General features: G+C 32.4%; 22 protein-coding genes. 13 read left to right on the top strand and 9 right to left on the bottom strand.

The window, feature by feature from the left end; translation table 11 throughout:
* Nucleotides 1-2: 2 nt before the first annotated feature.
* From EM932_RS21305 to EM932_RS20850, 6 genes are all read right to left on the bottom strand, one after another.
* A complete protein-coding gene (locus EM932_RS21305) occupies nt 3-134 on the bottom strand; it encodes a hypothetical protein (RefSeq protein ID WP_262709942.1) in 132 nt (43 codons plus the stop codon).
* A 58-nt stretch (nt 135-192) separates the two neighbouring features.
* Nucleotides 193-948, bottom strand: a complete 756-nt coding sequence (locus tag EM932_RS06280) for a hypothetical protein (RefSeq protein WP_135876323.1) — start codon at nt 946-948, stop codon at nt 193-195.
* Between the two features lies 1 nt (nt 949).
* Entirely contained in the window at nt 950-1,582 is a 633-nt protein-coding gene (locus tag EM932_RS06275) for a hypothetical protein (RefSeq protein ID WP_135876322.1), read from the bottom strand.
* Nucleotides 1,572-2,213 (bottom strand): hypothetical protein, encoded by a 642-nt coding sequence (locus EM932_RS06270; protein WP_135876321.1) that lies wholly within the window; start codon nt 2,211-2,213, stop codon nt 1,572-1,574. Before EM932_RS06270 ends, EM932_RS06275 begins: the two co-directional genes overlap by 11 nt.
* Nucleotides 2,214-2,313: 100 nt before the next feature.
* The gene (locus tag EM932_RS06265) at nt 2,314-3,231 is read right to left on the bottom strand and encodes a hypothetical protein (RefSeq protein ID WP_135876320.1); all 918 of its coding nucleotides are present in this window, start codon (nt 3,229-3,231) and stop codon (nt 2,314-2,316) included.
* A 60-nt stretch (nt 3,232-3,291) separates the two neighbouring features.
* Nucleotides 3,292-3,465: a hypothetical protein gene (locus EM932_RS20850; RefSeq protein ID WP_170179740.1), complete on the bottom strand. Its 174-nt coding sequence runs from the start codon at nt 3,463-3,465 to the stop codon at nt 3,292-3,294.
* A gap of 532 nt (nt 3,466-3,997) precedes the next feature.
* Between EM932_RS20850 and EM932_RS06260 the strand changes: the two genes are divergently transcribed.
* The 5 genes from EM932_RS06260 to EM932_RS06240 all read left to right on the top strand — a co-directional run bounded on the left by EM932_RS06260 (nt 3,998) and on the right by EM932_RS06240 (nt 9,357).
* A complete protein-coding gene (locus tag EM932_RS06260) occupies nt 3,998-5,335 on the top strand; it encodes an ATP-binding protein (RefSeq protein ID WP_135876319.1) in 1,338 nt (445 codons plus the stop codon).
* 527 nt (nt 5,336-5,862) lie between these two features.
* Nucleotides 5,863-6,747: a phospholipase D-like domain-containing protein gene (locus EM932_RS06255; protein WP_135876318.1), complete on the top strand. Its 885-nt coding sequence runs from the start codon at nt 5,863-5,865 to the stop codon at nt 6,745-6,747.
* A 105-nt stretch (nt 6,748-6,852) separates the two neighbouring features.
* Nucleotides 6,853-7,686, top strand: a complete 834-nt coding sequence (locus EM932_RS06250) for a hypothetical protein (protein WP_135876317.1) — start codon at nt 6,853-6,855, stop codon at nt 7,684-7,686.
* 175 nt (nt 7,687-7,861) lie between these two features.
* The gene (locus EM932_RS06245; RefSeq protein WP_135876316.1) at nt 7,862-8,677 is read left to right on the top strand and encodes a hypothetical protein; all 816 of its coding nucleotides are present in this window, start codon (nt 7,862-7,864) and stop codon (nt 8,675-8,677) included.
* 44 nt (nt 8,678-8,721) lie between these two features.
* Nucleotides 8,722-9,357, top strand: a complete 636-nt coding sequence (locus EM932_RS06240; RefSeq protein WP_135876315.1) for a DUF2441 domain-containing protein — start codon at nt 8,722-8,724, stop codon at nt 9,355-9,357.
* Here the strand turns inward: EM932_RS06240 and EM932_RS06235 are convergent.
* A complete protein-coding gene (locus EM932_RS06235) occupies nt 9,354-10,163 on the bottom strand; it encodes a hypothetical protein (protein ID WP_135876314.1) in 810 nt (269 codons plus the stop codon). The two genes, EM932_RS06240 and EM932_RS06235, sit on opposite strands and share 4 nt — an antisense overlap.
* Nucleotides 10,164-10,434: 271 nt before the next feature.
* Here EM932_RS06235 and EM932_RS06230 point away from each other — a divergent pair, with 271 nt between their 5' ends.
* Nucleotides 10,435-11,391, top strand: a complete 957-nt coding sequence (locus tag EM932_RS06230; RefSeq protein ID WP_135876313.1) for a hypothetical protein — start codon at nt 10,435-10,437, stop codon at nt 11,389-11,391.
* Nucleotides 11,392-12,079: 688 nt separating this feature from the next.
* Here the strand turns inward: EM932_RS06230 and EM932_RS06225 are convergent.
* Entirely contained in the window at nt 12,080-13,024 is a 945-nt protein-coding gene (locus EM932_RS06225; RefSeq protein ID WP_135876312.1) for an AraC family transcriptional regulator, read from the bottom strand.
* A 360-nt stretch (nt 13,025-13,384) separates the two neighbouring features.
* On the bottom strand, nt 13,385-13,570 hold the full coding sequence (locus EM932_RS21460; RefSeq protein WP_407925213.1) for a hypothetical protein: 186 nt from the start codon (nt 13,568-13,570) through the stop codon (nt 13,385-13,387).
* Between the two features lie 463 nt (nt 13,571-14,033).
* On the opposite strand from EM932_RS21460, the gene EM932_RS06215 reads away from it, so the two are divergent.
* The 7 genes from EM932_RS06215 to EM932_RS06185 all read left to right on the top strand — a co-directional run bounded on the left by EM932_RS06215 (nt 14,034) and on the right by EM932_RS06185 (nt 23,213).
* Nucleotides 14,034-14,252: a hypothetical protein gene (locus EM932_RS06215; RefSeq protein WP_135876311.1), complete on the top strand. Its 219-nt coding sequence runs from the start codon at nt 14,034-14,036 to the stop codon at nt 14,250-14,252.
* A gap of 292 nt (nt 14,253-14,544) precedes the next feature.
* On the top strand, nt 14,545-14,916 hold the full coding sequence (locus tag EM932_RS06210; protein ID WP_135876310.1) for a DUF7793 family protein: 372 nt from the start codon (nt 14,545-14,547) through the stop codon (nt 14,914-14,916).
* A 256-nt stretch (nt 14,917-15,172) separates the two neighbouring features.
* Nucleotides 15,173-15,700 (top strand): RNA polymerase sigma-70 factor, encoded by a 528-nt coding sequence (locus EM932_RS06205; RefSeq protein WP_135876309.1) that lies wholly within the window; start codon nt 15,173-15,175, stop codon nt 15,698-15,700.
* Between the two features lie 64 nt (nt 15,701-15,764).
* Nucleotides 15,765-16,940 carry a FecR family protein gene (locus EM932_RS06200; protein ID WP_135876308.1) on the top strand — a complete coding sequence of 392 codons (1,176 nt, stop codon included), beginning with the start codon at nt 15,765-15,767 and terminating at the stop codon, nt 16,938-16,940.
* Between the two features lie 171 nt (nt 16,941-17,111).
* Nucleotides 17,112-18,299: a T9SS type A sorting domain-containing protein gene (locus EM932_RS06195; RefSeq protein WP_135876307.1), complete on the top strand. Its 1,188-nt coding sequence runs from the start codon at nt 17,112-17,114 to the stop codon at nt 18,297-18,299.
* 240 nt (nt 18,300-18,539) lie between these two features.
* Entirely contained in the window at nt 18,540-21,761 is a 3,222-nt protein-coding gene (locus EM932_RS06190; protein WP_246040932.1) for a SusC/RagA family TonB-linked outer membrane protein, read from the top strand.
* Between the two features lie 18 nt (nt 21,762-21,779).
* Nucleotides 21,780-23,213 carry a RagB/SusD family nutrient uptake outer membrane protein gene (locus tag EM932_RS06185; RefSeq protein WP_135876306.1) on the top strand — a complete coding sequence of 478 codons (1,434 nt, stop codon included), beginning with the start codon at nt 21,780-21,782 and terminating at the stop codon, nt 23,211-23,213.
* Nucleotides 23,214-23,222 lie beyond the last annotated feature (9 nt).

The raw sequence follows: 23,222 nt of genomic DNA, 5'->3' as shown, positions 1-23,222 counted from the left end.
ATTTAGATTATCACTAATACTCGCAATGTGCTACCGTTGGGATCAAACGAAACAGCTTGATACCCTTTACCGACAAACGGATAACCTTTTGCTTCTCCAGGAGCAAGTGTAACACCATTGACTATGGCAGGCACAGCCCCTACATTTTTTACGGAACCGTATAAAAATCCTGCTTCCAGTTGTCCAATTTGATTAAAGTCCTGTTCCTGTATTTGTGCTAATATGTCCATTGCCTCTTTTGTTCTTGACTAATTTGTAAATTCCATATAATGCTCCGATCCCTAAAACAACGCCTCCATAAATTTTAGTAGCTCGCCATAATTTTGCATGACGTGACATTTCAGTTTGTCTGGTTTTAGGTTTTTTCTGAACGTCTGTATTAAGATTATTTTTTGACAGGTCCATTTTCTTAATGGCACTATTTTTTGTTGTAATATGATCCACATTAGGAATGATGGGTTTTGTAAACCTTTTAACCTGCGGTTTTTGTCTAACCAATACTTTTCTATTTTGAGGACGAGACACAGTTTTAGGCATCGGACGCAAAACATTTACTGGAATTTTTGGAGACGTTTTGCTTCGTTTTAATATGGGTCTATATGTTGGATGTTTTTTTTTGGGAATGCTACGAACAATTCTTGGGTATTGCTTCTGTTTGAGCAAACTCTTTGAGCGCAAAACATTTGTCGGAATTTTGCGAGAACCTTTAAATTGCCCTATTGGTGGTTTGTATACGACTCTTTTTCTTTTGACAACTTTACGTGCGACTCTTGGATACCCTATTCGTTTAGGAATACCAGTAGCCCTATACCTACCTGACTTTTTTGTAGTAAATCTTCGTGGTGGCACTCTTCTTCTAACTGTATTTCTACGAAATGAGCGTCTGTAATCATCAAACGCTCCTTCGTTATAAACATCATAATCGGTAAGCGCGTATGTGTTTATCATACTATTGAAGCCGTTGGTTTGAATCTCGAAACCTTTGGTTTGAACTGCTAGACTTCATCGTTACAACTGCTACTAAACCTATAACTACTACTGCACCACCTATTACAAGCATCATATTAGTCTTTTTCTTGGCTTCCGCTTCTTTTTTACGTGCTTCAGCTTCACGACGACGACGTTCTTCTTCTTCTCTACGCTTGCGTTCTTCTTCTTTACGTGCTTGTTCTTCACGCATACGTTGCATACGCATTTCCATATCTCTTTTAACTGCCGCTGCTTGTGCTGCTGCTTGTGCTTGTGCTGCTCCAGTGTTCGATCCGCTAGCAGGACGCCTTTTCTTTTTAAAGAGTCCACCTATCAAGCTCCCTCCAATTTTTAAAAGACTTCCAAAAAATTGATCCTCTTGTTGTGATGTGAGTTTATTAATTAGACTTTCTAAATCTTTTGAAAAAGCAGCATTCCCTGCTTTCAATTGCCTTACAACTTCATTGATAAGTTGCCCTTTTGTTGGTTTTACTTGAAAAATGATGTTATATTCTGTAAGTAAATCCTCTAAGGGTTTAGAATGGTTAAGAATCAAGTAACTTATATTATCGATTGCTTGATTGTATTTGATTTGATCTGTTTTATTTGCCATTATTAAAATTGAATTTTAAACCATGTCCAACCAAAGCACCAGCAACAAAGACTGCTCCCAAAAGGAGTAGTTCATTTTTAGTGATTCTGAAATCTTCGGACGATTCTTTGGGTTGATCTTCTTCTTTTTTTGATATTTCTTTACGATTACGCAACTCGTTCCAAACCATCTGTACTTCTTGAGATAAGATTTTATTGTCTGGTTCTTTATTCGATTTGTCTACAATCCCTTGATAGTACTTTTCTAGCTCAGTATCATTATAAGTATTTAATTGACTCAAAAAAGTAGCTTTATCCCCTGAACCAGTATAATTAGAATGCCCACAAGAAGCACAATAATTTTGCTCGTCGTTATAAGAATTGTTGTTGCACGCTTCACAAAAGTTGTCTTCTTTAGGAAGATTAAGCTTAAGAATAACTGACTTATCAGGATGTATATGAATTAATTCTTTGATGACTTTACGTCCCTTCTTTTGCACAAGCTCTTTAATAGCTGTAACTAAATGCTGTGGATTTTTAGGAGGTTCAAATCCGTAATTATAAAGCAGTTTTGCAGCTTCATCCTTATTGTGAAATACGATGTAGTCTATCCTGTTTTGTGCAAGTGGTATATTTCTTTTTGTATGTTTCATAGTAACTTGGCTGTCATAAAAACAGCCAGAGCTTGGTTAAAAAAACCTCGACTCTGGCTGTCTGGAATTAGGTAAGCAAAGTCAGTCTGCCTGTTTGGGCTTAACGTCTTCTTCGTCTCACAAGTCGAGAAACGGGTCTTCTTGAAGTTGATGCTGGTCGACGTACAATTCTTCGACGATTCCTAGTTGGTCGAGTGCGTTTTCTAAAACGTCTCACGGGTCGTTTGGGACGAAGCCCAAGAGCCGTGGGACGACTACGTCTAAGCAAATCCAATTGAGGTAGCCCCGTTGTTCTTGGAGCACGTGATAACTCAGCAACATTACCCCCTTTAAGAAGGTTTCCAATGTTTGCTCTTGCTTTGATTGTAAAGGTGAATACGGCAGTAACGCCATCTTCAATCATTAAACGTAGTGAATCCTGTCCAGTAACATCCATCTCAAAGTTATCATCATCAATCAGAGATTGTGAGAAGTTTTGAGGTGATGTTGCATTACGAGGCTGGTAAACCCTAGTAGTTTTTGAACCCGATGCGGTTCTGCGATCAATACGCAGTACATTATCAAATTGCAACGGATTACTTACGGAGTATTTCATTCCCGCAATTTTAAACGGATTTGATTTACTTTCTTCTCTAACCTCCTTATGACTAGATTCTTCAACTACTACTGTAACTCCTGCTGGTTGTGCCGATTCGGCATTACCACCAAAAACAACAGCTTCGGCTGCTGCACCAGATGTATTGGCAACGACCACGGTAAGTGTCCTGTCGTTAGGGTCGATTTTACCGATAGACGTTTTTGAATAATCGTCATACATATCTTCATCATATCCTCCTTCGTCTATAAAACCATCATACTCGTCTTCGTACTCCTCATCATAGCCGTCTTCTAAACCGTCAAATCCAGTCTCGAAATCGTCTTCCTCATCATCATACATATCTTCATCGTTATCAAAGTCATCATACTGGTCTTCAGCAGCATCTTCGTAACGCATCAATTCGTCATTATAATCGCTCATTTTTTTGTCTTTTAAAATGATTTATAAAATTTTGAAAGCACATTTTTGTATCTCTAAATACTATACTTTCTTAGTTGTCGGGGCGACAGCTTTCTTTTGTTTTTCAGCTATCTTTTTTGCCTTCATTTTTTGAACCATTGGAGCTACCAAAAAAGTTCCTAGTGCGATACCAGCAATTCCGGCTCCTACACAATATAAAATGGGTGTCCAGGCGATGTCATTTTCTTTTGCCATTAGTGTTGTTTGTTTATTCTTAAAACTTGTTAATCTGGCTAGGTCTCTAAACCTTGAACCTTGTTCGATGACGAATTTCTATAATATTAGTAAGTAGACCGCAGTATAAAAAGGGAGTTCGGTTCACGAATGTTTTTTAAATAAGAGCTAAACATAACGTTATGTTGCATGTTAGTATAAGGGAGTAAAATACTACCCTTGAGTAACTCAAAACATAAACTATTTTTTATTTAGTGCCTGGTCGGAAACAGGTGAGTTTTATAAAAAGAGTTATTTTTGATAAGATTTGTATTTACTTTTTATAAGGTGATGCCTTAGCATCAGGCGATTAAAAATAAATGCAAAGATTGCAAAAAGAAACTTTTTTAATTTTGCTGTGTTTCCGACCAGACACTATTTAGGCTTATACATTTCAGAAATAATAATTATACCAGAATGAAAACAAAAGAAACTGGAATTTCATCACTCCATTGAACCTTTAAATCTTTAAAATAATAATTACCTTTGAGGTATATTTAACAATAATATAGGTATGCTTGAAAAACAAAACATAGAGTGGAAAGAATCTTGGAGAAATGAATATTTTGAATGGATTTCTGCTTTTGCTAATGCAGAAGGTGGAAAGCTATTTATAGGCATAAATGATAAAGGAGAGGTTGTTGGTGTTGATGATTATGAAAAACTACTTGTAAATTTACCAAACCAAATTAGAGACCTGCTAGGTGTTATTTGTGAAGTAAACCATCATAGTAAGGATGACTTAAATTATATAGAAATAGTTATAAATGCTTATTCTGTACCAATTTCATATAAAGGCAAATATTATATTAGAAGTGGTAGTACAACACAAACTCTAAACGGCGCTACGCTTAATGATTTTTTACTAAAAAAAGCAGGTGTTAATTGGGATGAAGTTATAGAACCTAAAGCTTCAATTAAAGATATCGATTTAAATGCAGTTGAAGTATTTAAAAAGAGTGCTACTTCAAGTAATAGATTATTTTTTTCAAAAAGTGATACGGATACTGAAGCTATTTTAAAAAATCTTCGCCTTATAGATAATGATGGTAACTATAAAAGAGCTGCTATATTATTATTTGGAAAAGACCCTTTAGCTTTTTGTACTCCAGCGTTTATTAAAATTGGTAAGTTTGGAGATACAGGCTCCGAATTATTAAATCAAGATGAAGTTGAAGGAAATGCATTTGAACAAGCAGATAAAGTCTTGGAGGTTTTGGATAAAAAATATTTCACTAAATCAATTAGTTATGAAGGAAACCAAAGAATAGAAACTCCTGAATATCCTTATGCTGCTATCCGTGAAATTTTATTAAACGCCATTGCTCATCGAGTTTATGAAACCTCTGCTATCACTGTAAGAATTTTTGAAGACAGGTTAGAAATATGGAATATAGGAGAATTACCAGAACAATTATCTACTGAGGATTTAAAAACTACACACAACTCATATCCTAGAAACCCGCTTATAGCTCAAGTATTTTACAAAGGTGGGCTTATTGAGTCTTGGGGGAGAGGAACCATTAAAATCATTGAGGAATGTAAAAGACATGGGCTTTCTGAACCACACATTGAAGAAAAAGGTGGAGGAGTTTCAGTAACTATATTTAAGGATATTTATAATGATAAATATCTTTCTAAATTAGATTTAAATGAAAGGCAAAAAAATGCTATTCAGTACATAAAAGAGAATGGGTTTATTACTAGTGGCTTATACCAAGATAAGCTTGATGTTCCAAAAAGTACAACAAGAAGAGATATTGATGAACTTTTAGAACTAAAGATTATAAAAAGTGAAGGTATCGGTAAGGCTACAAAATATTTTATATGCGCAGAGGGTTATAGGAGTTAATAATGGACCGTAAAGTGGACCGTAAAAATCCTTATATACTGCGGATTTTCGCAAAAATGAACCGAAAGTCGAACCGAAAACTTTTTATGATAATTAACCGCATGATTAATAATGTATGCACTCCAACTTGGGAGGCATAAACCCCTATAAAATTAATTACCTTTTAAATATTACAAATATTAAACATTTAGTCGTACAATGGTCTAATAGCTTTATCTCTTTGCTCCTAACCAATCATATTTTACGACTCTTAAAGGACAATACTTTGCAATAATAAAAATTAAGCGTTATTATTGATTTTTAAATATCTAACTTAACCTAGTAACTGTATGAGTTTTTCAATCAGTGGCAACTACTTATTATAAAAGTTAGGGAGTTATAAACGGGTTTGGATTATAAACCTATTTGATTCTACTAAAAAATAATATATTGCAGTTATAAAAGCTATAGCTGTAGCTTCTTATGGAAAAGTTGTAGTTGTATAGTTGTTGTGCGACATAAACCACGATTACGAAAACAAACGAGAAATGACAAAAATTACAGCACATTTTGAGAATCATAAAGATGTAATTGAATTTGAAACTTCTACTGCGAAAAGTGAGGTTTTGATAGCCGTAGCTTGGATTAATTTTAAAGAATACTATTCATTATTTGAGACAATTTTAAAAAACGATTGTAAACTTAAAATACTTTGCTCTGACAATCGACAAAATAAATCTCATATAAAAGAAATCATTGAATTAAGAAAAAAAGGAGCATCAATACAACTTCTTGAAATGCCAAATACGTCAAATTATATGCATCATAAATTCGCTATAATTGATAGAAAAAACATAATTAATGGTTCTTTTAATTGGTCACCAAATGCTACAAGAAGTTTTGAGAATCTAATTGTAATTAATGATAATAAAACTATCGCAAAAGAATTTAGAGATGAATTTAAAAAATTGGAGTTAATTGGAAAAGAAACAATTCGAAGTCTACGCAAAAAAGTAAAATGTACTGAAAAAGAATGTTCAGGAGAAATGCTAAATATTCTTGTGTTAAGTGAAAAGTCGAGCAAGTATTTTGAGACAAATGCTGATATAATAAAATTTTGTAACGAATGTAATGAATACTCGACAATCGAAAGTTGTTTATCCGACACACAGTTTGAAATGCTATTGGATAGCTATCAAGGCTCAATGGATGATTTTGAATCTGAATACTTAGATGATTTGATTAGTGAGCATTTGAATCAACATATAAATAATAATATATTAATTCACGCTATCGGAAAAGTTACTTCTGGACTTGATTATTATGATGACGATTTTACCAACACTAATATTTTATGGAAAAATAAATTTGTTGGTAACAGAGTATTAGATGTTTACGAAAATGAAGATTTTGATGTACTCTACAGCAACTAATATTACGTTGCACAACAAGCCGTATAAAAATAATGCTTAGTTTAGTGCTTAATAAAGAGTCCGTGCGCTTTCCATACAAGACTGTTAGCCTTAAATTTGACAAACATGCCAAGTAGTTGTTCAGCAAAAAGATCAGGTGATTTAAAGTTTTCAATTTCACCATTAAAATTCTTAAAGTTTAATCTAAATTTCATGGGGTCTGGAACTTCTATATTCGATGAAGATTTAGACTTTAAGAAACTAGAAAAAAACAAATTATATCGAATGGTTTGGGCTTCAAATACATTCATTGGAAAACACTGGCTATTGGGAAAGTTTAAAATCACATTGAATAAAAACAATCAATCATTTGGACTACTAGACAATTCAAAAGTTGTAAATAATAGAACTCAAGCAATTAATACTAACCATTTCTATTTTGACTTTAATTTTCCAAGACTATTCAACTTGAAAATGTCAAATATTGACCCCATAATTAATTCAGCAATTGTATTTGATATTCCACCAACTCATGAGTCAGTATTTACACTTGATGAAAAGAGTCAAAGTTCAAAATTCAAATTGTCAAAAAATAATTCTTTAAACCTATATTTTGATTATTGTGAAGTAACAGCATATCCTGAAAGGAATATTAAAATTGAAGTTCTCACCATAGATAAATTATCAAAAAACAAATTTCAAATTAAGTTTAAATACGGAAACCTCACAATTGAAAATGTTGTAGCATCTTACTTTACTGTAATGCATGAAGAAGGGTTAAAAATTTCTAATGATTATGGATTTAGAAAGTTAAAACCGAAGGAATCATTTATGAATACAGTTGTTCTTGAATATACGGGTATTAAAAAGAAGGTTAATATCCCATTCTTTGCTGGAATCTATAAACCAATTGAGCATAAAGGAGCGGACTCTAAAGTAGTTGAATTAAATGTCGAATAAATCTATGGTTAATAATGGCTATAGTTAATATGGGTTTTAGTGCTTAACTCAAAGCTTGGGGCTTAAAACTAGGTTAGCCAAATCAAAAGATTTGGCTAAGTGCTAATTTGAAAGTTCAATTCTTTTAAATCCCATACTACGCATAGCCAAACGTTATATGAATCTAAATAAAACAATGGAAAAATTTATTGAATTTTTAACTTGGCAGAACTTTTTTACTGGAGCCGGATTTGTCTTCGGAATAATTACTCTTATAGCATATTTAGATCAGAAATCAACAAATAAAAAGCAAAGTGAAATTCTTGATTTTGTCAAAAATGAGAACAATAAACAGGCGATAATAGAATTGGAAAAAACTAAAATAAATCTTGAAAGTGAAATTAATGAGAAAATTCCTGGATTAGGCAAGAGAGCAATCCTTGAAGAACAAATGGAATTTTATGAAAAAATTGTTGCTGAAAATTATAATGAACTTAAAAATATTAAATTAAAACTTGATAACGATTCACTTAATAGAGAGAATTTAAGTCCCACAATCAAGAATTATGTTCTTAGTGATTTATATCCAAAATATTACTCTAATGAGTTGAAAAACAAAACAAGAGACAGAATTATAATTTTCATTGCTTTAGTAGTTCTATTTGGAACATTACTTCCATTCGGGTTTGGTGCTTACTTAATTATCCCATTTGGATTTTACTTAATTTATGAAGTATTAAAATTGTCCATACTAAATAGTGATTCCAATGAAATACATAATAAGATTTTTAAAACTGTTTTATTTATATTACGAATTGCATTATTAATTATATTATTTTTTTCTATTTATTTCTTAGTAAGCGAATTTTCTCAGATAAAACAAGAAATTAAAGCAAGTCATGTAATTATATCAATCTTTGCGATAATTGGAATTGTCATTTTCACACTAAGTTCTTCAATAATAAATAGGGTGAGGAAATCTATCTCGAAGGAATTAGAAGGCAGTATATAAGGCGTGTATAATTAAAATTGGTACAAAACCGTTAGGCAAAACTCATGGAAACATATTTTCACATAGACACTTTAGGTCATAATTGGAGAAAAAATGATATGATATTCGTTGGCAATAAAACAAATAATTACTGGAAATCATTTGTAAAAAAAAGCGACCTAATAGAAATAAATGGCGAAAATCATGAAGTTTTTAAAGTTACTAAAGCCGCTTACGAAGCTTATGCAAAGATACATCCTGCTCCTTTAAAAATGAATGGTTATCATTTTAATATTTTGAATTCCTTAAAAGAATCAATTGACAGTCTAGGCAATTCTATAAAACTAAATCGTGAATTAATTTTTGAGTCCATTAGAAAAGAGTTCTATCCCGAAAGTCCAAGTAGAGAGAAATGTATTTGGTTAATACCTTATAATAATGACTCACTGCTATTTTGGAATAAAATTTTAAATTCAAAAATTCAAAGTAAAATATTCAAGGTACACGTTGATGGAAAAATTCATAGAGCTTCTCAAGAGTGGCTTATTGGAGGCACAATATCAGTGAATGAATGGAGCTATCTTGCACATAATTATTGGAAAGGAACAAATTCTGGAAATATTCAAGATGAAATCTTATTTACTGGAACAATGAAAATAATTGAGGAAGTTACTTTACCTAACAAAGACGTGCATAATTAATTATCAACTAAATTTTTAAGATATCCTATAAGAATTTTAGGAGGGATTTTTTTTGTTTCTAATTCTCTATAAATTTGAGGCCAAGAACTATTGTCTTTCCACGTAATTCCATGATTTTGAATTAAAAATTGCAATACGGGAATATTATTTTGCTGCAATTGTTTTGTCAAATGAACCGTAATCCTATCAAAATGCTGTAATTGCCACAAAGAAACTTCAATATCCCTATTCAATGCATTAAATTTTTTTGCTAAATCATGTGCCAAATTTTCATATTCCACTCTCAAGGGGATAAGACGTTTTACTAATTCATCATACTCTACAAAATTAGACATTAAATGGTCTTCAACAGTACTTCTGCAAGTAGCATATACTTTTACGTTTTTCTGCCAATATTCATACAGAGTATTAAATAAAATATTTTGAAAATCTTCTTGAATATGGAATGGTTCGCCATTTTCTAATCGCTTTGGAAATTGACCTTGTCTTAAAATTTGACAGGGAGGTAAATATCTGTTATCATTTGGAATTTGAAAATTATAAGAAACCATATTAATGTATTTGATTTCTTGAGAACGATTAATAATTGAAATAGTCAACTTGCAAACTCCGGGTGCAGAATTTGAAATATATCCTGTTCTAAATTCAAAATCTGGATTATTTTCAACAAAAGAAGATTTAAATTTTTTTTTCTTATTTTTTTCTCTCCACTTCTTAATTTTTTCCCTGATGTTAAAAATATTATTAGCAATCGCCAAAATTGCGGCTGTAACCGATAGAATAACCAACAATACCTTATAATCCATAATTAATTATCCTTTAAATAGATTGATTAAAAGTTAAAAGTAATTTCCAAAAATAATGATTTTGGAATTTTAAAATTATACTATTTTTATCTAAAAACAAGAAATAACAAAAAACTGGCTACACCGTGTCCAATTAATTGCTTGGTTCTTTCTTACTTACAAAAATCCTCGCGCATTTCTATTCGGTTTGTATTTACTAAATTAGGTGCTTAAACACGCAACTAATAATACAAAACCGTTAGGCAAACACATTAACCATAAGAAACCCGAAATGAAGTGTATAATTTGCGAAAAAGATGCTAATGCGAAAGGTTCACATATCGTTCCTGCAAGTTTAATTCAAAATTGTATAGGAAAACACTATTCAGAAGAATCCTATGAAATAGACTCTAAAAATGCTACAGTAGATGTGTATTATGGGAGAGATAATCTTAAAAACACAAATCCAGAAATAAAAAAGCATCATCACAAAGAAGATAATATTTTATGCCAAAAATGTGAGGATAAACTAGCGGAATTAGAATCAAAATTTTCCAGAGAGTTTTTACAGAAATTTAGAATTGATAAATTCAAAAATAACTTTGAAAGTTATAAACTTGCAACAGAGTTTGAAATACTTGAGCCAAACAAATTAACAAATCTTGAAATTCACGCTTACATATACTCAATAATTCTTCGATTTTGTAGAGATACAGAAATCAACAATGGCTATAAATTTCTTCTTGAAAATGAATTGTTACTGATTAAGGAATTTGTTCATGGTTTTCTTTACGAAATTGATAATGATTATCATTCCGTTTCTAACTTCAAATTAGTTCTTGTCTTTAATAAATATTCGGATAAAGGCTCCTATTTATGTTCTTCGAATGAGTTTTCCAATCCATACATTTTCTTTTTCTGTGAAGTCATAGTTCAACTTTTTACAGAAGAAATGTTAGATAAAGCCAAATTTTTATTCAATGGATGTATAAATTCAATTCGAGAAGCAAAATGTAAATTAATCGTTGGTCCAGAAGATTTTTACAACGACTTGACTTTGCACATGTCACATATCTTAGGAACAGATTTTGCCACAAACGGAACAAAGAAACTTTGTGGTCTAAACCAAAAACCTTACGATGAAAATTTGTTAGAAATAACAAGACTTATTAAACAATATGAGCTGAATGGAATTAAAGATGCACCTCTAAAAGCATTGGAAAATCTAACAAAAAAGTACAGTGGTTAACATTTATACTAACCAAAGGTCTGTTTTTATTTAGAAACTCGCCAACCATAAAATTCAGCGTTTACAAGAAAAATAAAAATCTAACTTTGTTATAAATATTTTTTTATACAAACCGTCTCTAAAAACTACAACAAATCTACTAAAATTAATATCCTCTGAATTAAAACAATCATTATCATATTGAACATCGTTAATACGATCAAAATACCCAATAACATAAATGTACTCATTTGGTTAGTTTTTTAGTGGTTAGTATTTGTTTTTTTAATAGAATTGTTCTACCATTTGCTTTAGAAAAACAAAGCTGAATAATAAAATAAATTAAAACATAACCGTAAGGGATTAAGACATGACCGTAAGGGATTTAACTCACTAAAACTTCGTAATTGATTAATAAAGAGCCTTGAGACTTATAAGAATCGTACAAAACTGTTAGCTCTCAAAAACTGTTACCCATTAAAAGATAGAAAAGGTATAAAACACAAATAGCAGTAATCTTATAAAAAGGAGAAGTGTAGCTTATATCAATTTAATTATATAATACGACATCTTATGGTTCATTTGGTATTAGTTCTATTACAAAAATTCCCTAGCTCACCCAATCTGCGTAAGCAATAACAATGGAGGATTTAATTTAATACAAATGGAAAAAGTTTAAATCACTTCATTGTACAAAAGACTATTTCCCCTATTTTGAGGATTGTTTTCGGAATATATTTGGCGAAGATCCATACCTCTTTTTAAAAGCTCTGGAAAAATGAGAAGCGCTTTTAAACCCATACGTATAAGCTATGGTTTTTATAGATATTTTACTATGTTGCACTAACACATAGGCATTTCTTAAACGTTCCCGTTTTAAAAAACGATATACACTAACCCCATACAATTGTTTAAAGCCATATTTTAATTTGAATTCATTAGTATTTAATTGACTGGCAAATTCCTTTAAGGAAGGAAGCTCTTTTTCCAGATTATTAACAATGATATCACGACCCTTTTGTATTTTTTTAATATCCTGATAACTTATTATAAGCCTTTGCTTTTTAGGTGTAGTTTTGTTTTTAACCACAGTCAGTTTTTGCTCATCCTCCAGTTCGTTTTGCTCTCTGGAATGCAGGACAATGGTAACCAGTGTTTTTCTTTTTTCTGCTATGTCGTTCTTATAAGTAGTTACATAGCAACAAGCAGGAAGCAGTAGGCTTTGTGATATTTTAAAATCCAGTTTCAAAGAGGTATCACAAAACCCTTTTTGTTGTAATTCTCTCCAGGTATCTTGCCACTCAGCTTTAGACGCTTTTGTTAAAAAAGTATCAAAGGATTTTTCAATAATGTCAGCATAGAGAAGGGATAATATGGTACAGGCATTTTTATTGACCATTTGGATAACACCCTCATGATCTAAGAGAAAACTCATCTGCACAATATGTTTAATAACACCAGTCCTGTTTACATAGCCTTGATGCAAAAAAGACTCCTGTATTTCTTCTGCCAACATATTTAACGCAAGAGTCAACGCTTCTATATCGTCATTTTCTGAAGAGAGTTCCAATCGACAAAAGAGATTGCCACTAGCCATTTCCAGTAGCATTTTATTTATCTGCCCTATTCGTTCGTTCTTATTTTTTGCACACATTTTTTTATTTTATATGTGTATTAACCAGATTCCTGTTTAAGTTATAGTTGTTTTTTTTTATGCAACTACAGTCATGTTTCCAATAGGGCAAATAGGAGAGAAAAAAAGAGAACCCTTTTTAAATCTGTTCTCTTTTAATATTTTTTTTGCTCAAAAAGCTATTATTTGTCATTAATTAATTTTCTAAATAAGCAACTTTGTTTTTTTTCGCTTGTACAAGGCGCTTATATAGTTCTGCAGTTTTTTTCAATGGGGTTTATAGCACAAAGATAATGTTGTTATTACAGCTATGATCTTGGAAGGTATTGCTCATTATATTAAAAACAGCTTCATCCAAAAAATTTTCAATGGCTTCTTTGGTTACCCCAAAGCTTGGGGGCTCTGTTCTAATTTTTCATCTTCAATAGTTTCGCTCTGCTCTAAAATAGAAATAGATTGTTGGCTTACACCAAGCCTCTCTACTAAAATTTCTTGTTTCATACCTCGTAATCCCTTGATACGAATTACTTTACTACGTATATTATTGAGTTTTGTTGCTGTTTCCATATCTCAAATATAATAAGTTTTTTAATACAATTTTTTATAGCATGTAAAAACAATACTAACATTAGTATGATATAAGTCCTTTTGGTTGAATACATTGGACTATTGTTTTTATTTTATAGAAAAACAATAGTTTATGAATGGAAACAATTCTTAATTTAAACACAACAAATGACTGAAAGCCCTGAAAAAATAAGCGATAGTGAATAATTAACTTTAAAAAAGGTTAAGAAATTAAACAAATAAACCACTATGGACTGGAAGTCCATAGGTTCGTTTTGGCAGACTGAAAGTCTGCTTCGTGAAATATGGTAAAACTGAATTAGTGTGAATTCGTGAAATTCGTGTCAAAAGTTTATAGAAGCTGAAAGCGACATGCACTAAAGTACATAGTTTTAACTCCATTTGAGACCAATAAAACTTTGATATATTGACACCAATTGACGGTATTAACGAAGGATAGTACTTGAATGACGCCCGAATTAACAGGTATACGGAATTGTTCGGCACTTTAAAATCAACACCACATGTATGCATTCTCGCATTAGATGGAGAAGTAGAGAGCACACTAAATATTAAAAACAGAGAATTAGATATAAAAATGGTATTGGAATTTGCTAAAAATCTTATTTCAATGGAGGAAGATTTTTATTTAGATGACATGCAAAAACTCTTTTTCACTTAACGAAAAAGACAAATAGACCTACAAAATAAAGACATTCAAAACTTACGAAAATCATAAGGTTTAAAGGGGCTTGCCATAATAAAATGATTTAATTAAGTTTTTTTTTATTAAATTCATAATACTCTTTTATCCTTATACCAAAACACCTAGCAAGCTTTTTTTGCTTTTTTTATTACGCCATAACGATACTACAAAGCATAAAAAAATATTTAGTTAAAAAAATATTTACTATTTTTCGCCTCTCACTAGAGAGTTTAGCCTCATTTCCAAACATAAAATAAACCTACAAATTATGTTACATTATGAAAATGAATACGTCCAATACTGGCTTAAAAACAAAATAGTACACATTACTTATAAAAAGGATGTTACAATTGACTTGAATGGTGGGATTCAAATAGTAAAAGATAGGCTAAAGCTTCACCGAGATGAATTTTTACCTGTATTATGTGATATTCGCGGTATTAAAGAAATTAGTAAATCGGCTAGAGATTACTTGGCAAATGAAGGTTCTACTTTAGTAAAAACGGTGGCATTAATTATTGAACCGCCAGTATCAGAGTTATTATCAGAGTTCTATTTAAGAACTAGCAAGCCGCTCATTCCAACCAAGTTATTCGAAGAAATTCCTATGGCATTAATTTATTTAGATGAGTTTTTATAGTGAACTATTGGTTTAAACTTTTAGCATGAAGCATACAAACGAAGAACAAATAAAAAATCAAACCGAGTTTCTAGCAAAACTCCCAGAGGATAAACGCAAATATTTCGCTCAAAATTTCCGCATTGGTAACGCTCAATTTCTATACCATAAAAGAGTATTAAAATTAGAGATTGATTTACAAATAGTTATATTTAATTCTAAATTTTCATATTGCAAGTAGACATTAACATAGAAAATTATAGACTAAAATAGAAGTATGATAGAGGAAAATGACAGACTAAGTTTAGGAGTATTTGAAAAAATTTTCAATCGCTTATATTCACCTCTATGTCTCTTTGCTAACAAATATGTTAATGATGTGAATTATTCAGAGGATATTGTTCAAGAGGTTTTTGTAAAAGCGTGGGAAAAGGGACTCTATTTTGAAGATTTAGACAAAGCAAAAGGCTTTTTTTATGTTGCTGTAAAAAATGCATCATTAAACTTTTTGAAGAGTCATTATTCAAAATCTGTTAAAGCTCATCCTCCTGAAAATTTAGAAATATTACAAACTGAAAATTACTTTATTAAAGAAACTGTTATCCTAGAAGCATCTGCTTTAGTTGAAAAAGCAATTGAGGCATTACCTCCTAAATGTCGAGAGGTAATGAAATTAAGCTTTGAGGGCCTCACTAATCAAGAAATAGCGAATAAATTAGGTATAAGCTTTGAAACGGTAAAATCGTATAAAAGTGACGCCTATAAAAAACTCAGAAAAGACTTAGCTCACTTAAGAATTAAATAATTTTTTAGTTCCACTACCCCCGATTTGTATTTCCAATTGTTATTATAGTATACAAAAACATTTTATGTCCAGTTTTGATAAAATCAAATTACTCTCGAGTAAAGTTGCCGACTCCATATTTAAAGGAGAAAAAATTGAGGAATTAGAAAAATCTAAAGATCTTACAGATGATGAAAAAAATTATGTTCTCTCAAATATTCTCGATAAAAATAAAAAGCAAGAACGTTTTGAGTTTACAAGCAAATTAAATAAACAAAGAGCTTGGGAGAACTTCATGGAAAGCACCAAGCAAAAAACTAAAACTAAGCCTAAGGTTAAACCAATGTATCGGTATTATGCAGCAGCGGCATCTATAGCGGTTTTATTGGGTATCACGTTTTTCTTAAATGATAATATTGGGAGTCTGCAAAGTAATGAAACAATCATTGTCGACAACAATATCGAAACAGGAACAGATAAGGCAACACTTATTTTGGAAGATGGTTCTAAAGTTGCGTTAGAAAAAGGGACAACTTACCAAACATCAAATGCAAACAGTAATGGCGAAGAAATAGTGTATAGCACAAAAGCCAAAGCTATCAAAGATATGATGTATAATACGTTAGCCATTCCTAGAGGCGGGCAGTTTCATATACAATTATCAGACGGTACTAAAGTTTGGTTAAATTCCGAATCCCAATTAAAATATCCAGTTGCCTTCGTTAAAGGCGAAACCAGACAAGTCGAGCTTGTTTATGGTGAAGCTTATTTTGATGTCTCACCAAGTACAGAGCATAATGGTGCTAAATTTAAGGTGTTTCATAAAGAACAAGAAATTGAAGTGCTTGGTACAGAATTCAACATTAAAGCTTACAAAGATGAAGCCCATATTTATACAACACTTATTGAAGGCTCGGTAGCTGTAAACACACAGTATTCGAATAAAACATTGGTGCCTGGGGAACAGTCTGTTTTAAATACACAGAACAATACAATAGCTATATCAGAAGTAGACACGTATAATGAAATTTCTTGGAAAGATGGTATTTTCAGATTTCAAGGTAAGCGTTTAGAGGATTTGATGAAGGTATTGGCACGTTGGTATGATATGGAGGTTATATTTGAAAAAGAAGCTCACAAAAATATAAAATTTAAAGGAGTCTTAAAGAAAAGCCAAAGCATTGAAGAAGTGATGTCAATTATCGAGTCAACGTCTATCAACAATTATGCTATCAACAATAAAACGATTACAATTAAATAAGTAGAGCTAAGCGTTAACACATGACCTTGTGTATCGCTAGAACGAAGACCCCAATTATAATAATAAATATTGTATTTAAAAAACGTGCCAAAAGGTACGGAAGGAAAGAACACCATAAATTGAACAACTGACAATTCTAATAATAACTAATTAATCCAAAAAAATTTAATCATGAAAAAAATTACAATTTTAATAGTCACACTAACACTATGCCTTAATATTATTAATGCACAAACCATTTTTGATTGGGAAGACGCTGTTCGTAGTGTCGATGAACAAAGCACTACTGAAACTATTGATGGTATTGTTTTGACTACTACTAATGATGATGGAAATGGTTTAGTCATTCCTACCAATTGGGGAGGTTGGATGGGCACAATAGACAACCTTGTTTATACTGGTGGAAGCACCACTTCAGTTACATTTGCATTTAATCAACCTGTTGTGGTTAATTCTATTTTACCTATAGAGGTTTCTACTCAAAATGTAGACTATACGTTTACCCCCTCACCTTTAGGGGTTAATACAGCGAAAACAGTATCACTAGTTGGTGGCGCGGCACCAGCAGGGGGAACGGTTGACTTAAATTGGATTAACGTCACGTCCTTTACGGTAACTGCTTCGGCTTCGTCAATGGGGTTTGACCATTTATCGGTTTTCCCTATTAATGCACAAACCGTTTTTGATTGGGAAGACGCTGTTCGTAGTGTCGATGAACAAAGCACTACTGAAACTATTGATGGTATTGTTTTGACTACTACTAATGATGATGGAAATGGTTTAGTCATTCCTACCAATTGGGGAGGTTGGATGGGCACAATAGACAACCTTGTTTATACTGGTGGAAGCACCACTTCAGTTACATTTGCATTTAATCAACCTGTTGTGGTTAATTCTATTTTACCTATAGAGGTTTCTACTCAAAATGTAGACTATACGTTTACCCCCTCACCTTTAGGGGTTAATACAGCGAAAACAGTATCACTAGTTGGTGGCGCGGCACCAGCAGGGGGAACGGTTGACTTAAATTGGATTAACGTCACGTCCTTTACGGTAACTGCTTCGGCTTCGTCAATGGGGTTTGACCATTTATCGGTAAATTCTTTTATAACTTTATCAACCCCTAAAGATTATATAACTCAACAAAAAGCATTAGTGTATCCTAATCCAGTACAGAATATATTAACTATTAAAAATGTTTCTGATTTAAAATCCATCAACTTATATAATAATTTAGGACAATTAATAATACAAACTAAAAGCCAAAATATTGATGTTAGCAGCCTGTCAAAAGGACTTTATTTTTTACAAATACAAACAGACCATAGCACAGAAACCAAACGGATTATTAAAAATTAGGATAGAGCTTTTAAAAAAACTACATATAAAATGAAATCCCGATGAAGGTGATTACCAACATTGGGTTTCATTTAAAAAAGGAGAAAAACAGTTCGCACCTTGCAAAGTTAGAAACTGAATTCCCCTTATCTGTATTAATTAATCAAAACTACTAACTAATTAATATTACACTAATTTATGGAAATAAAATTAAAGCTCGCTCATTTCTTTATTAGAAAAAGGCGATTAATATTATACCTTATGAGAGCTCTTATGTTATTATGTTGTGTGTCCGTATTTGGTTTAGCGCCTAACAATCTTATATCTCAAAGTTCTAAAATTACAATTGATACAGATAAAGTTTTAACAGTAGATGAAGTCTTTGACCTTATTATGAAGCAAACTAACTATAGTTTTGTATATGAAGAAGGGATCTTTAATAAATCCCAAAAAATAAACGTTAAAAAAGGAAATATTCGTACTTATAAATTACTTCAAGAAAGTTTATCAGGTGGTGATTATACTATTATAGTAACAGCTAACAATAATATTATAATCAAAGAAATCACAAGGGCCAATAAGCGGCTTCAAAAAAAAATATCTGGTAAAATTATCGACGAAAAAGGGCTTCCAATACCAGGCACAACAATATTAATAAAAGGTACAAAAACAGGTACAGCATCGGATTTTAACGGATTCTACAGCTTATTAGTACCCGACCCTGCCAATGTATTAGTATTTTCATCTTTAGGTTTTGAAAATCAAGAAGTGACAGTAGGTAATCAAACCACTATTAATATAACTTTAAAAGAAAGTATAAGTCAGCTCGAAGAAGTCACTATTAATGCAGGGTATTACAATACTTCTAAAAGGGAAACGACTGGAAGCATTGCCAAAATATCAGCAAAGACCATCGAAAAACAACCCGTAAATAACCCTATAGCAGCCATGCAAGGGCATATGGCGGGTGTTAATATTAGGCAGACATCAGGAGTACCTGGGAGTGGTTTTGACATCGAAATCAGAGGAAAAAATTTTTTAAACGGTGGTACTACCCCTTTATTTATAATAGATGGTGTGCCTTACGGATCACTATCTTTAGAAGCTATAGGGTCTTTAACTCACGATAAAAATGTCAGCCCTTTAAATGCTATTAATCCGGCGGATATAAAAAGTATAGAAGTGCTTAAAGATGCAGATGCTACAGCTATTTATGGGTCTCGTGGGGCTAATGGCGTAGTACTTATTACCACTAAAAAAGGAACCTCTGGTAAAACAAAGGTGATGGTAAATGTAATTAACACTTTTAGCAAAGTCACCCGTTTAATGGATTTATTAAACACAGAACAGTATTTAGAACTACGCAAAGAGGCACTTAATAACATTGGATTTGGTTTTGCAATTAACAACCCTGATTTCAATTCTGAAATTCCAGAAGTTAATCTTTGGGATCAAAATCGCTATACCAATTGGCAAAAGGTGTTAATTGGTAATACTGCCTATCGTAACAATATACAATTATCTCTTTCGGGTGGTAGCGAACAAACCCAATTTTTATTCAGTGGTGCATATCAAAAAGAAACCACAGTGTTTCCTGGAGATGCCAACTATAAAAAAGCATCGTTGCGTAGCAATATAAACCACCAATCCAGCAACCAGCTTTTTAAAATCAATCTGTCGACGAGTTATTCTATTGAAAATAACCAACTTCCTTTAGCAGATTTTACTTATTTAGCCAATACGCTTGAACCAAATGCCCCAGCCTTATATGATAATGAAGGAAACCTTAATTGGGAGAACAACACCTTTAATAATCCTCTTGCATCTTTAGAACGAGAATATCGGGCAAAGACTAATACGCTCATAGCAAATACAGTATTATCCTATCAACTACATACAAATTTGGAGCTAAAAACGAATTTAGGTTATAATAACTACCAGTTGGAATCTTATATTACTTATCCAAGTACTGCATTTAATCCGAGCAGAGGATTTGATTCAAGTTTATCATCCCACACCACTAATAGCAGTGATCGTCAATCATGGATCATAGAACCACAGCTTAATTGGCAGAAACAATGGGGGGACATAGACCTAAAAATATTAATTGGAAGTACCTTTCAAAAACAGACTACCGAACAATTAGTACAACGGGGAACAGGTTTTTCGAGCAACAACCTTATACTCAATTTTTCTGCAGCAGAGACCATTGAAGTGCTTCAAAATAACAACAGCGAATACCGTTATCAAGCCTTTTTTGGAAGAATTAATTTTAATTTTAAAGACAAATACATTTTAAACTTAACAGGGAGAAGAGATGGGTCTTCTCGTTTTGGTTCAAACAAACTGTTTGGAAATTTTGGGGCTATTGGAGGAGCTTGGATTTTTTCAGAGGAAGTTTTGTTTAATGACAATAGTATAATAAGTTTTGGAAAAATAAGAGGTAGTTATGGCACTACAGGCAGTGACAATATAGGAGACTATAAATTTTTAGACACCTATGATGTTATTGGTTATGATTACAATGGAATTAATGCACTGGAGCCAACTGGAATTTTTAACCCAAACTATGGTTGGGAAGAAAATAAAAAACTAGAATTTGCTTTGGAACTAGGCTTTTTTAAGGACCGAATACTGCTAAACCCAGCATGGTATCAAAACCGTTCCTCAAACCAATTGGTTGGAATTCCTTTAGCAACCACAACGGGTTTTAATAGTTTAACAGGTAATTTTGATGCGACTGTAGAAAACACAGGGTTTGAGTTAGATGTACGTACCATAAATATCCAAAAAAAGCATTTTAATTGGTCAACGACGTTTAACCTAACCGTACCTAAAAACAAACTATTAAAATTTCCAAATATAGAGAATTCGGCCTTTGCTAATACATATAGAATAGGAAAACCTTTAACAGAAACACGGTTCTTCCACGCTTTAGGCGTCAATCCAGATACAGGGTTCTACGAATTTGAAGATTATAATAATGACGGTAGCATAACAACTTTGGATGATAAAAATTGGTTTGAAGATTTGGCTCCTAAATTTTACGGAGGACTAGGTAACACGCTAACGTATAAAAATGTATCTCTAAATTTTTTCTTTCAGTTTAAAAAGCAAAAGGGTAGGAATTATTTGGCAGCAAGTCCAGCTGCTGGGTTTAGATTTAATGGTCCAATACAGCTCTTAAATCGCTGGCAAGAACCTGGAGACATTGCGCCGATACAGATTGCAGGTTTTTATAGTGAAAATCAAAGCGCAAGTAGCGCAATCATATCCGATGCTTCCTTTATTCGACTACGAAATATAGCATTAAATTATAAAGTACCCACAACATGGAGCTATGGTATGGATATAGATCTTTATTTGCAAGGACAAAATTTATTAACCATTACTAACTATGAGGGAGCAGACCCAGAACAACCTGTGAATAGAGTTCTACCACCATTAAAACAAATCTCTTTAGGGGCAAGGCTAGGTTTTTAATTTTTAAAAAAACATATCATGAAGCTTAAAAAAAGCAGTAAGTACACAAAGGGATTAGAATACAATACCTTTTGCAAAATACTAGGTACCATTAAAATATTAATGTTTTCTTTTTTGTCTTTCTATTTGGTGTCTTGTGAGTCATTTTTGGAAATAGATCCGCCTATAAACAAATTGGTATCGGAAACCGTATTTGAAGATTCTGCAACGGTAGAATCTGCTTTGGCAAATATCTATTATAAAATGCAAGCACAGGGCATGGTGTCAGGTAGTTCTGGGCTAAGTATTTTAATGGGCACATATTCAGATGAGTTGGACTATATTGGAACTAATGAAGATTATTTAAAAATTTATAACCACAATATTACTGCATCAAATGAGACTATATCCAGTTGGTGGAGCCATGCTTATAATCTAATTTATGCAGCCAATGATATTATTAAAGGGGTAGAAAATTCCAGTGCTTTAAACGTGGATGACCAACAAAAGTTTAAAGGAGAAGCATTGTTTGTTCGCGGCTATTTACATAGTTTATTGGTAGGATTGTATGGGGATGTCCCGTATATCACTACAACTAATTATATAGAAAACAATACAGTTGCTCGTATGCCTGTGAATTTAGTTTATGAAAATATTATAGCAGATCTTACTTTATCTTTAAGTTTGTTGGACGATGCCAGTGGAGAACGGATATATCCCAACAAATCAGCCGCCAACGCTTTATTATCAAGAATCTATCTGTATACTGAAAATTGGACCTTAGCAGAAACCATAGCGACTAATGTTATTGATTCACATGTATTAGAGGCAGATTTAAGTAAAGTATTTCTTAAGGATTCACCAGAAACCCTTTGGCAGTTTAAACCTGGAGATAGTCCAAGAAATACCCAAGAGGGACAACAATTAGTTATTAAGGTTGCCCCTACCACTGAAGGTTACACGCTTACCGATAACCTATTGGCTACTTTTGAGCTTGGTGATTTACGACAATCGAATTGGGTTGGAAGCGTTACTAGTACCGATGGTCTTACCACATTGTATTTTGCACATAAATACAAAGAAACTCTTATTAGTACCACCCAAGCCTCATTAGAATATTCTATTATTTTTCGTTTGGCAGAGCAATATTTAATACGTGCGGAGGCTAGGGCACATATGGGTGATATTGACGGAGCACAGGAAGATCTCAACATCATAAGAAATAGAGCAGGTTTAGGCAATACGACGGCTACCACCCTGAATAATTTATTAGATGCTATCCTTCAGGAACGTCAAGTAGAATTGTTTACCGAACACGGGCAGCGTTGGTTTGATTTAAAACGAATGAAAAAAGCCATCGAAGCACTAACACCTTTAAAAGCGAACTGGCTAAATACACATATATTATTCCCTATTCCAGATACAGAGTTATTAGCCAACCCATACCTTAAACCACAAAATTTAGGATACTAAGATTTAAAA

It is taken from the genome of Flavivirga rizhaonensis, assembly GCF_004791695.1.
Classification (GTDB): domain Bacteria; phylum Bacteroidota; class Bacteroidia; order Flavobacteriales; family Flavobacteriaceae; genus Flavivirga; species Flavivirga rizhaonensis.
Note: the sequence above shows the minus strand (reverse complement) of the source record. Positions and strands in the feature narration are given on the sequence as shown.